Below are 9,052 nucleotides of genomic sequence, written 5' to 3' on the forward strand. Positions count from 1 at the left end.
CCCACCCTCAAGCACAGTATTGGTCTGACTAAGTATAGGGCGTTGCGCTATTTTGCACGCTGACCCACCAATACTGCCGAAACAGGTTACGGTTAGTTGTGTACCTCTAACTTCTTATGGCTTCCTTCAGACCCCACCGTTGGCCAGTGACGCCCTTGCCATTCAGATTATCTTCCCCTTAGTCAGGGTGATAAGGCATCTTTCAGCCTATCGGGTTTGCCAGCTTCGCTGGGCAAACAAAAAAGGAGCCTAAAGCTCCTTTAAAATTGTTAAAAAGTAAAAACTAGTTTTTGTAGTAATCAGCTATTTTTTTAAACTCTTCAGTTAAAGTAGTCGCATTAATTAATGGCACACTACCTTGTTTAAATTCTGGTTTAAAAATAGCTCTAACGGCTCCATTTTGATCAACCATAGCGACCGAGGCACTATGATCAACAGCATATTCTGATTCACTACTATCGCTAATGGCGTAGATTAAACCAAGCTCTCGAACTACAGGAAAAAGGTGTTTATGCTCTCCTGATACAGCTAAAAAGTCAGGGTTAAAGTAATCTATGTATTGCTTTCGTTTAGCTGGCGTATCGCGTTTTGGATCAACCGATAAAAACCAAACTTGCAGCGGATAATCTGCTTGTAAATTTTTATAAACAGCATTTAACTTAGCAAGTGTTAATGGGCAAATATCTGGACAGCTTGTATAGCCCAAAAATACTAAATTCCACTGCCCTAAAAATTGTTGTTTAGTCACTAATTCGCCGCGCTGATCGTTTAGCGTAAAATCAGACAGTGGCTTTGCATTTTCGTAAACTAATGCATCTACATCTGGTCGGCTATTTTCATTTGAACATGCTGATAAAAACAAAACTAAAATAACAATTAATCCAAGCCATAACTGCTTCATAAAGGGAGCCATTTATCTATAAATAAGATTACAAAGAGTACCATTAAATGAATAATCGAAAAACGAAATAAGTCCATTGCAGCCTCATCATTTCCAGCAATTTTTAATTTAACCGCTTTATATATAAACACTGCATTTAATACACACGCACCTATTAAATATATTAATCCAGACATACCAATTAAATAAGGCAATACGCAAACTACAGCGAGTAAAACAGAGTAAGCAACGACGCACGTTTTACAAAAATCGATACCGTGTGTTACTGGCAGCATAGGGATTTTAGCGCGTTCATAATCACTTTTTCGTGCTATAGCCAGTGCCCAAAAGTGTGGTGGGGTCCAGGTAAATATTATCATTACGAGTAACCAAGGGGCTGCTGCCATTTGGTTTGTTTCTGACACCCAACCTAATAATGGAGGCATTGCGCCAGCCAACCCACCTATAACAATATTTTGCGGCGTTGCACGCTTTAAAAATGATGTATAAACAAATGCATAACCTACCAATGCAAATAACGTTAATATAGCGGTTAAGGTATTAGCCCATACCATCAGCATAATAAAGCCGGCAACCCCAATAACAGCTGCAAAACTAAGCGCATGTGTTTTACTTAAGCGCCCTTTAGCCACAGGGCGATGACGAGTCCGTGCCATTTTTGAGTCTATCTCGCTATCAACCACATGATTAATAACCGCTGCAGCAGCAGAAAGTAGCCCTATACCTAACAAGCTAATAAACTGTACGACCATACCGCGCCCCACATCGGGAGCCAGCGCTAAACCAACCCAAGCTGTTAGCACCAGCATGGCTACCACTTTAAATTTACTAATTGCTAAGTAGTCTTGCAGCAAACTATGAGTACGCGAAATTAGCGATTGAGTATTAACGGGTAGCAGTATTTTTTTATCAATTATAAGTACCATCATATTTCCCCTTTATGTGCGTGATTTTAGGTAATAACACAACCTAACCATGCTTAATAACAGTATGGCAGCCATCAAGTTATGCGCCAGTGCAACTCCCAACGGAATATGCCAATGTACTAAAATAAGCCCTAAACTAATTTGGCACAGCAGGACAAGTAATACGCTCACAACACAATTTTTAATTTTTTTAGAGTACGCTTGTCTGTATATTTTCCACATAATTAATGCCAGAACGATGCAAGTAACGAGTGCCCAAATGCGGTGTAATAAATGGATAGACATACGCGCTTGCTGTGATAACACACCAAACTCATAATTACTGTGCTCAAGTGGTAATTGAAATACGCTACTCAATGAAAACGGTTGTGCGTAATTACACAATGGCAAACCACTACAATGCGGAGCGGCGTAATTTGCAGCCAGCCAACCACCAAGTGCAATTTGGATAACCAACACACTAAGCGCGACTAAACTCAAAGCAAAATAGCGTTTTGCGCCGCTATCGCCCCCCATAATAGGTTTTGCGGTTAGCCGTAAATATAAAAGTGTTATAAGTGACAAAATACTAAAGCCACCTAATAAGTGGCCCATTACAATAAGAGGCTGAAGGCTCATGGTTACTGTCCACATACCAAGGGCAGCCTGAAACACCACTAGTAGAAGCAAAGCCAAAGGCAATTTAACTGGCGTAGTTGGATATTGGCGTTTTAAAAAAGCCAACACAAATAAACCTAAAATAAGTAAGCCTAAAGCACCTGCAAAATAGCGATGAATCATTTCTTTCCACGCTTTTGCGGTTTCGAACATCATATCGGGGTAGCTTTGAGTTGCTAAAGCTATATCGGCCTCATGCTTAGGTACCGTTAAAAAGCCGTAACAGCCAGGCCAATCGGGGCACCCTAAACCTGCATCGCTTAAGCGGGTGTACGCACCTAAAGCAACCACAATTAAAGCGAGTAATCCTGTTATTAATACTAAGTTTTTATAATTTTTATACATTAGACACTCCACTTAAATAAGCTGATCAATTAGCTAGAACGAGAATAGTTAAGTAATTTTTTTAGATCTTTTAATAACCCTTTTTGTACTATACGGTTTTCTTGTGGCTCGACCTTAAAGGGATATTCAAGTACCACTAACCCCATATGATCAATTAAATATAAACTTGCAGGTTTTAAGCTCTGTTGTTCGGTAATAATTTTCCATGGTAGATTTTTATTGTCGAGGCTTCCCATTACAGCCATATCAACCTTGCCTTGGTTTTTACCAAGTGCCACATATAAATTATTAAGTGCATTGAGCTGTTCGCTGCATGGGGTGTTACATTCTTTTGAGTAATTAAGTGCAATAGTCCATTGCTTGGGATTATTTTGCGGCCAATTTTTAAGTTTTATTTCTTGGCTTAAAAACTCTCCATTATTAGTAATTGCAGTAGGCAACCAATCAAACTTTAATGCGCCATATGCCAAAACTAATGGGATTGCGCAGCAACCCACAAACAATAAAAGGGGATTATTTTTCATTATGTGTCCTTTTTTTACTCGCAAAAATAGCAACAACAGCACATGCAACAGCAATTAAAAACCATTGCACAGCGTAGGCATTATGTTTTTGAGGGCTCATAACAACAGCCTCATAATGAGGTGTTGCAATCTCATCACCAGTACCTTGTCTGTAAGCCATAAAATTAATTAATGATTGCTGGCTTTGAGTGCTCAGCATATTCAAGTCGATAGATTGGATTCTTGTAGGTAAGTCGTTATTTGTAGTTTTATCTTCAAGCGTAAAGCTACTTAAGTTATTTTCTTTTATTTGCGCTTTAAGAATAAAAACACCTGTAGGCAGAGTAACCTTTGGCATTGTACCTCTAGATATAGGCGCTTTTACCCATCCTAAATTAACTAAAATCACTTTTTCTTCGCTGTCTGGCTTTAGTAAAGCAAGTAAGTCGTACCCTACTTGCCCGTTATAAACTTGATTATCTAAAAGCCAATATTGGTTTTGTACAAACCGCCCTTTTAACTCAACCAATACACCTGTTTTGTTCCAGCTATCAGGCAGGTTAAGTAATTGAGACCAGCTCATCACACCACGAGTCTGTTGCTTAGCAATAGCGGTTAGTTGCTGCTGTTTTTGCTCACCCCGCTCCAGCTGCCAAAACCCTAGTCGCACACACACAAGTACAACAACCACAACCATACAAAGTGTGATTAGTGAACTAAGCTTTTGTTTGTGCCATAAAACTAACTGCATAAAGGGTCAACTCAGTGATTATTAAAATTATTATCGTACTGTTGTTAATATTTATACTTTTTAACTTATTTAGAGCATTGTTTATTATGGTGTCAGGAAAAACTGGGGGACGACCTATGTCTCACTTTTTAGGTCGTCGCGTATTGTTTTCGGTCGTTGTTTTAGTTGTTGTTATTGCAGCACTTAAACTTGGTTTTATTAGAGCAAATAATTCGCCAACAAACGCTACAGCACATATACAAATACAAACAAACACAGCCACACCACATCAACAAAGTGCCAATACCAAGCAGCTGCTTGAAAAGCAAAATGCTTATCTTTAGTAAAGTGCCCTTTTAATATCCGTAAAAATATTACAAATAAAAGTACGGTTCCAAGGGTTACATGCATGCCATGAAAACCAGTCAATAAAAAGAACGTATTACCGTAAACACCTGCATCTAGCGTTAAGTTTAAGTCGTTATACGCATGAATATATTCCTCAACTTGTAACCCTAAAAAGCAAACACCCAATAAAATAGTAGCGCCTAAAAAAACTTTAAGTGGAGTACGTTTATTGTTTTCCATCGCTACATGGGCAAAATGTAAAGTAACTGAGGAAGTAAGCAGTATTAAGGTATTAATAAGCGGCAAACCTTGCCAGCCCATAGCTTGAGTAGTTTCGCCTGCAGGTGTTGAAACTAGCGGCCAAACAGCTTCGAAAGTTGGCCATAATACTTCATTGGTCATTGCATTATTGCCTGCGCCTCCAAGCCAAGGTACCGACAATACGCGTGCATAAAAAAGCGCACCAAAAAAGGCCATAAAAAACATCACTTCAGAAAAAATAAACCAGCTCATACCTTGCCTAAAAGAGCGATCCATTTGTGCTGAGTACAAACCTTGGTCCGACTCACTAATTACATTTTTAAACCAGCTAAACAACATATACAAAAGCACAGCAATACCGGCATAAAGCAGGTAAACCCCGATCCCCCCTTCTTTGCCTACACTCATAACTGTTAAGCCTGCCCCTACTGCAATAAAAAACAATGCAACCGCGCCCACAATAGGCCACGGGCTTTGCTCTGGTACATAATAATGCTCATATTCTTGATTCATTTTACTTACTCCTAGTTTCACACTAGTTTAAAAAGCTAGTTATTACTTGCCACCAGCTGTTCACTAATATCAAATACTGTATAAGATAAAGTTAGTTCTTCAATGTCGCTTGGCAGTGCGGTATCAACATAAAAAAGTAATTTAAATTCAAGTTCTTCCCCTGCTTTTAGAGGTTGCTGATCAAAGCAAAAACACGCTATTTTATGTAAATACTTTGCCGCTTTACCTGGCGAGACTGATGGTACAGCCTGCATTACTTTATCTAGGTTGCTGTTATTTTTAGCACTAAACATTACTTCACGCATTGCACCGGGTTTTACCACAACACTGTATTCTTTTGATTTAACTTCAAACGGTGCACCTCTTTGCGCGTGAGTAGTAAAACTAACGCCAACTTCTCGGTTTTGTATTATTTGCGTACTTTGCTCTGCTTGCTCAAGCGAAGGTTTTCCATTAAGCCCTGTTACGTCGCAAAACACGTCATACAAAGGCACTAAAGCAAAGGCAAAGGCAAACATGCCTATGCAAATAAGTACCAATCGTTTGAGTAGCGGTGCGTGTGTCACTACTTGATTACCGGCGGCTTAGAAAAAGTATGATATGGCGCTGGAGAGTCAACTTCCCACTCAAGCCCTTCTGCCCCTTCCCATACTTTTGCAGGTACTTTATCGCCACCGCGTGCACATTTAATTACCACAGCTACAAACAACAATTGCGATAAACCAAAGGCAAATCCACCAATACTTATGATTGCGTTAAAGTCGGCAAATTGGAGTGCGTAATCGGGAATTCGACGTGGCATACCGGCAAGCCCTACAAAATGCATAGGAAAAAACAGTACATTCACGCTCACCAGTGATAGCCAAAAATGCCATTTAGCTAACGTGATATTAAACATATTGCCCGTCCACTTGGGCAACCAGTAATAAGCCCCTGCCATTATCGAAAATACGGCCCCTGTTACTAATACATAATGAAAGTGCGCCACTACAAAATAAGTATCGTGATATTGAAAGTCAGCAGGTGTAATTGCCAGCATCAATCCCGAAAAACCACCTAAGGTAAACAGCACAATAAACGCAATACTAAAAAGCATTGGCACTTCAAAAGTTATTGAGCCTTTCCACATTGTGGCAACCCAATTAAATACTTTTACGCCTGTAGGTACCGATATAAGCATGGTCGCGTACATAAAAAACAACTCGCCAGCGACCGGCATCCCAGTGGTAAACATATGATGAGCCCATACAATAAAGCTCAATAGTGCTATGGAGGATGTGGCGTATACCATTGAGGCATAGCCAAAAAGTTTTTTACGAGAAAAGGTAGGTACTATTGTAGATATAATGCCAAAGGCAGGAAGAATCATTATGTATACTTCGGGATGACCAAAAAACCAAAAAATGTGTTGGAACATCACCGGATCGCCACCGCCTGCGGCATCAAAAAAGCTGGTCGCAAAGTACTTATCGGTAAGTACCATAGTGACAGCCCCTGCAAGCACAGGCATTACCGCTATTAATAAAAAGGCAGTAATTAACCACGTCCATACAAATAAGGGCAACTTCATCCATGTCATGCCGGGGGCACGTAAGTTCACTATGGTTACAATCACATTGATTGCGCCCATTATTGAGCTAATCCCCATAATATGTACGGCAAATACAAACAATGCAGTATTATCATTACTGTATGTTGTGGACAGTGGTGCATAAAAAGTCCAACCAAATGCAGGACCCCCACCAGGCATAAATAACGATGCCAATAGGATTAAAAACGCAAACGGTAAAATCCAAAAGCTCCAGTTATTCATTCTTGGCAATGCCATATCTGGCGCGCCAATCATTAGCGGTATCATCCAATTAGCAAGGCCTGTAAAGGCCGGCATAACCGCACCAAACACCATAATTAAACCATGCACTGTGGTCATTTGATTAAAAAAGTGAGGATCGACCAACTGTAAACCAGGTTGAAATAATTCAGCTCTGATCACCATGGCCATTCCACCACCAATTAAGAACATGGTCAGCGAAAAAATTAAATATAAACTACCTATATCTTTATGATTAGTTGTGTAAAGCCAGCGTTTAAAACCTTTAGCTGGGTGATGAGCATGATGAGCTTCATTGGCGTTAGGTTGTTCTACTATGCTACTCATTAGTTCGCCTCCACTTTGGCATCAAGTGCTGCCTGTATTTGACTCGGTTGAATAACATCACCCGTATCATTACCCCACGCATTACGTTTATAAGTAATAACCGCTGCTAATTGCTTTATAGATAACTGCTTGGCAAATGCTTGCATTGCCGTACCAGGTCGTCCATGGATAACTACATCAATGTGATCTTTTATACCGCCAAGCACTATCGGGCTGCCTTTAAGTGCAGGAAATACACCCGGTAATCCCATGCCAGTGGGCTGATGACATGCAGCGCAATTGGCCATATATACTTGTTCGCCTAAAGTCATTAATTCTTCTTTTGGGAGGGTTTTATCAAGTAATGCGGCATCTGCTAATGCTGCTTTTTGCTTAGCCTGCTTTGCATCTGCAAGCCATGTTTCAAAATCAGCCTCAGATTTAGCAACCACCACAACGGGCATAAAGCCATGATCTTTACCACACAACTCAGCACATTGGCCTCGGTAAGTACCTTCTTCGTTTATGTTCGTCCATGTTTCATTTATAAAGCCGGGGTTCGCATCTTTTTTAACTGCAAAATCAGGTACCCACCAAGAGTGGATAACATCGTCAGAAGTCATTAAAAATCGTACTTTTTGATTTATTGGCAGTACGAGAGGTTTATCAACCTCAAGTAAGTAGTTAGGATTTTTATCTGCAAGATTAGCGATTTCATCTTGCGGGGTAGATAAAATAGAGTAGAACTCTACATCTTCGCCCATATATTCATAATGCCATTTCCATTGTGAGCCTGTAATTTTAATAGTGAGATCAGCTTTGCTGGCATCTTCCATTGCAATTAGGGTTTTAGTGGCTGGTACTGCCATAGCAATTAAAATAACAAACGGAATTGCAGTCCAAAGTATTTCTACTTTAGTGCTTTCGTGAAATTGGGCAGGTACAGCCCCTTTAGATTTACGGTGATGAATAAGTGCCCAGAACATAATTGCGAACACTATCACCCCAATCACACAACATATTATAAATATGGTCATGTGCAGCTGATATACATTATTGCTTATATCGGTTACGCCTTTGCGCATATTGTATTGGCTGTTAGCCAAAACTGGGTGCGAAAAAACACATAATATAAGCCACAAGGTAGAGGTCAGTTTACCCATGTGGTGGCTCCTTTGATGCTATTGCGAATGCAAAGCGAAGAGGCATACGGCTTAAACGCCAATTCGTTATTTTTATTTTTTTAGCCAATCTCATTTAATATTGATTGGTTTTGCTGCGCCAACAACGTGTTTGTGTATATTGTGTGTTCTCAAAACTAAAAAGCTGTGAGTTATTATTAGCTCAGCACATTAACAATTAGCTAAAAAATGAACAACAAGCAAGTTTTAGTATAAAAAACAATCAGGTTGTAATTGGGTAATTAACAAAAAATCAGCAACTAGCTAGGCAACAGGAAGTTCAAAAGATGAGAAAAACAAAGGGGTTTAACGCATTTGGAGGGGAAATTATAAGTGCAAAAAAGTTTACAGGTTGAATAGTCAGTGGGCTGGTTGCACCCTATTTTAGTACGAATTTTAAAACAAAAATGCGTACTAATTAGTTAATGCAGATCGTTTAAGCTAATTGAACGATCTTTCAAAGGGCTCATAATAGGCTACAACAGAAGTTGTGGCCTATTTTTATGTCTGAATTTATTAAAGAATTACACCTTACGACTGAGTTTTGCCA

The 9,052-nt window shown here is 39.6% G+C and carries 10 protein-coding genes; 1 reads left to right on the forward strand and 9 read right to left on the reverse strand.

The window, feature by feature from the left end; genetic code table 11:
* Positions 1 to 283: 283 nt before the first annotated feature.
* Genes QL998_RS19640 through QL998_RS19660 form a run of 5 tightly spaced genes read right to left on the reverse strand, consistent with a single transcriptional unit; the run spans position 284 to position 4,083 of the window.
* Positions 284 to 901: an SCO family protein gene (locus tag QL998_RS19640; RefSeq protein ID WP_076925824.1), complete on the reverse strand. Its 618-nt coding sequence runs from the start codon at positions 899 to 901 to the stop codon at positions 284 to 286.
* The gene (cyoE, locus tag QL998_RS19645) at positions 898 to 1,827 is read right to left on the reverse strand and encodes a heme o synthase (RefSeq protein ID WP_182197966.1); all 930 of its coding nucleotides are present in this window, start codon (positions 1,825 to 1,827) and stop codon (positions 898 to 900) included. The genes QL998_RS19640 and cyoE overlap by 4 nt, the downstream gene beginning before the upstream one ends.
* A gap of 12 nt (positions 1,828 to 1,839) precedes the next feature.
* Positions 1,840 to 2,829, reverse strand: a complete 990-nt coding sequence (locus QL998_RS19650) for a COX15/CtaA family protein (protein WP_182197965.1) — start codon at positions 2,827 to 2,829, stop codon at positions 1,840 to 1,842.
* 29 nt (positions 2,830 to 2,858) lie between these two features.
* The gene (locus QL998_RS19655) at positions 2,859 to 3,353 is read right to left on the reverse strand and encodes a transmembrane cytochrome oxidase associated protein (protein ID WP_182197964.1); all 495 of its coding nucleotides are present in this window, start codon (positions 3,351 to 3,353) and stop codon (positions 2,859 to 2,861) included.
* Complete coding sequence (locus QL998_RS19660; RefSeq protein WP_290193332.1) at positions 3,343 to 4,083, reverse strand: SURF1 family protein; 741 nt, start codon at positions 4,081 to 4,083, stop codon at positions 3,343 to 3,345. Before QL998_RS19660 ends, QL998_RS19655 begins: the two co-directional genes overlap by 11 nt.
* A 14-nt stretch (positions 4,084 to 4,097) precedes the next feature.
* Here QL998_RS19660 and QL998_RS20800 point away from each other — a divergent pair, with 14 nt between their 5' ends.
* Positions 4,098 to 4,406: a DUF2909 family protein gene (locus tag QL998_RS20800; protein ID WP_356948114.1), complete on the forward strand. Its 309-nt coding sequence runs from the start codon at positions 4,098 to 4,100 to the stop codon at positions 4,404 to 4,406.
* Here the strand turns inward: QL998_RS20800 and QL998_RS19670 are convergent.
* The 4 genes from QL998_RS19670 to coxB are packed head-to-tail and all read right to left on the reverse strand — an operon-like array spanning position 4,309 to position 8,484.
* Positions 4,309 to 5,184, reverse strand: a complete 876-nt coding sequence (locus QL998_RS19670) for a cytochrome c oxidase subunit 3 (protein WP_076925818.1) — start codon at positions 5,182 to 5,184, stop codon at positions 4,309 to 4,311. The two genes, QL998_RS20800 and QL998_RS19670, sit on opposite strands and share 98 nt — an antisense overlap.
* Before the next feature lie 35 nt (positions 5,185 to 5,219).
* Positions 5,220 to 5,750, reverse strand: coding sequence for a cytochrome c oxidase assembly protein (locus tag QL998_RS19675; protein WP_024595090.1), 531 nt, complete (start codon positions 5,748 to 5,750; stop codon positions 5,220 to 5,222).
* Positions 5,750 to 7,342, reverse strand: a complete 1,593-nt coding sequence (gene ctaD, locus QL998_RS19680; RefSeq protein ID WP_024595091.1) for a cytochrome c oxidase subunit I — start codon at positions 7,340 to 7,342, stop codon at positions 5,750 to 5,752. The genes QL998_RS19675 and ctaD overlap by 1 nt, the downstream gene beginning before the upstream one ends.
* On the reverse strand, positions 7,342 to 8,484 hold the full coding sequence (gene coxB / locus QL998_RS19685; protein ID WP_182197963.1) for a cytochrome c oxidase subunit II: 1,143 nt from the start codon (positions 8,482 to 8,484) through the stop codon (positions 7,342 to 7,344). The genes ctaD and coxB overlap by 1 nt, the downstream gene beginning before the upstream one ends.
* Positions 8,485 to 9,052 lie beyond the last annotated feature (568 nt).

This window comes from Pseudoalteromonas sp. APC 3691 (genome assembly GCF_030408135.1).
Classification (GTDB): Bacteria; Pseudomonadota; Gammaproteobacteria; order Enterobacterales; family Alteromonadaceae; genus Pseudoalteromonas.